At 52.6% G+C, this 2,310-nt stretch carries 3 protein-coding genes; 2 read left to right on the forward strand and 1 reads right to left on the reverse strand.

All coding sequences use genetic code 11. From position 1 onward, the window contains the following. Nucleotides 1–208: 208 nt before the first annotated feature. A complete protein-coding gene (locus tag G565_RS26235; protein WP_169579694.1) occupies nucleotides 209–1,261 on the reverse strand; it encodes a helix-turn-helix domain-containing protein in 1,053 nt (350 codons plus the stop codon). Nucleotides 1,262–1,341: 80 nt separating this feature from the next. Here G565_RS26235 and G565_RS0120690 point away from each other — a divergent pair, with 80 nt between their 5' ends. Beyond that, nucleotides 1,342–1,755: a hypothetical protein gene (locus G565_RS0120690; protein ID WP_028672505.1), complete on the forward strand. Its 414-nt coding sequence runs from the start codon at nucleotides 1,342–1,344 to the stop codon at nucleotides 1,753–1,755. Between the two features lie 135 nt (nucleotides 1,756–1,890). Beyond that, entirely contained in the window at nucleotides 1,891–2,238 is a 348-nt protein-coding gene (locus tag G565_RS0120695) for a thioredoxin family protein (RefSeq protein WP_028672506.1), read from the forward strand. Nucleotides 2,239–2,310 lie beyond the last annotated feature (72 nt).

The following is a 2,310-nucleotide window of genomic DNA, read 5'->3' on the forward strand; positions in this document are numbered from 1 at the left end:
AATGATCTTCGATTTCCACAGACATGGCTCCTTAAGAATCTGGTGCGGTCAGGCCTCGATTATACTGGAATTCCACAAGAATTTACGAAGAGCCTTATTAAGGGCCTAAATGGACACACTCCCGAGTAGTAGCGAACTGCTCTTACTCTACACTGCGATCAGCTTGTTCTGGACACCCATCACAATTACAAACTGTAACGATGGGTGTCTACACAGTCCATTTTTGTCTTTCCCTAAACGCTCGCGGAGAGAGCCCAAACTGGTGTTTAAAACACTTGGTAAAGTGCGAGTGATCAGAAAACCAAACCGACAGAGCAATGCGGATGATCGACGCAGACTGCCACTCAGGCATCTGCAATCGGTCACAGGCACGCGCAAGCCGAGCTCGACGAATGACGCTCCGACAGGTCTCTCCGCGCTCCTGAAACACCCCTTGAAGGTAACGTAACGACACCCCCAATTGACGAGCAATGTCAGCCACCGTTAACTCGGGTTCAGCCAGTCGTTGCTCAATCAGCCGACGTGCGAGCTGATAATGCTCCAGGTGCATGGCATCGCTGAATCGCTCATGCCAATCTCGCGTGCCCCGGCTCAGGCATGCAGCTGCCAGCTCAAACACCTGCGCCGCAACCATGTCCTGCTCCAGGGTCTCCAGACATTGCATCAATGAGTCGTTGTTCAGCAATCCGGCGAGATACTGCGTTAGCAAGCAAAACAGAGGGGAGGTTTCCAACGCCACGACACCGGGCAATGGCGGCCGTGGCAACAAGCGCCATAATCGTTCTGTATCCAGGCTGAGGCAAACGAATTCAGAGGCTGGCATGACCGACCGGCTACGCACAGAAGAGGCCAGCAACATGGCCTGGCCTTTCTGTAAACGGGCCTGGCTGTCGTCGCACTCAATGTGTACCGGACCAACATTCCAGGACACCAATGCCATGGAATCGTGGCTTTGAATGGCCTGAGATCGAGTTCGATAAATTTCAGCGGCACTCATGGCAACTCGCTGCACATGCAAGCCGGGCAGCGCCAGCGCCAGGCACTGAAAGTCAATCTGTTCGGTAGCCGCGACCGCGACATCCATACCATTGCGCTTGAGCCAAATTTCTTCCCGAACATAATCGAAACGGTCTTTCGCCGGGATATCCGCCGAGTTTATCCACTCTAGTGTCGTCACTTTCATGCCTCCGTGCACGTTTACCCCAAACACGATGCCAGTTTTGACCAGCGCCATGACCCCCGTCGGGTCAGTATAGCTCAAGGCTCCGGTTAGCAAAGTTGCGGCTCCAGAGCCCACTCATTCAGATGAGAATCCGACTAAATCGACACAAGGAGCACGACATGAACCAGCTTGACCGATCCTTTCTACTCAGCGGGCTGTTGTACGGCACACTGGGAATGTGCCTCGGCCTGTATATGGCGGCCAGCCACATCCATGTGCAACACGTAACTCATGCGCACATCATGCTGGTCGGCTTTCTCCTGTCGGTCATCTACGCCATTGTCCATAAACTTTGGCTACCCAACGGCGCAACAGGTCTCAGCCAATGGCAGTTCGTGCTACACCACGTTGGAACGCTGGGCATGATCAGCGGTCTCTTCCTTATGTACCAGGGGCTGATTCCCCCAGACACATTGGAGCCGGTTCTGGCCATTTCGTCCATTGTTGTGCTTGCATCGTTGATCCTAATGGGAGTTCTGGTGATTTTATCCGGCAAGCAGTCCCGGGTGGCTATGAGCGAATCGGGAGCGTGACCTTTGGTGTGGGTGCCACGGCCAACTAGTTTTTTTCAAACCTCACTACGATGGGTGTGCTGTTAGTTGGTCGGGACAAAAACCTCAACGTCTAGTATCTTTGGCAATAAACCCGCCACCGCAGGAAGCTCAAGCATGATACCGGTTACCAGTCAGGGGCAATTCGACAAGGCATTGATTGAACACCCCGCCCTGTTAGTTCTATTTGGTGGTGAGCGCTGCGGCGTATGCCAGGTCGTTAAACCCCAACTTGAGCGAGCCATTGCAGACCGCTTCCCGGAAGTCGCTCTGCTTTACCTGGATTGCCAAAACGAAGCTGAATCCATTTGTGCTCAGCAACGCATTTTCTCCCTTCCGGTTGTGCAACTCTGGTTCAACGGCCAGAAGTTCGATGAATGGGTTCGCACCTTTTCCATCGGCCAGGTACTTACTGCGATTGAGCGACCTTACAGAATGATATTTTGTAACTATTCAGCGAAATAATATCAAAAAAGGCTTGACAGGTTTTTTTTGACTTTTCCTGATTGCACAGATTTTTCACCAACTCCCTGACAG

Source organism: Saccharospirillum impatiens DSM 12546 (assembly GCF_000423605.1).
GTDB classification, from domain to species: Bacteria; Pseudomonadota; Gammaproteobacteria; order Pseudomonadales; family Natronospirillaceae; genus Saccharospirillum; species Saccharospirillum impatiens.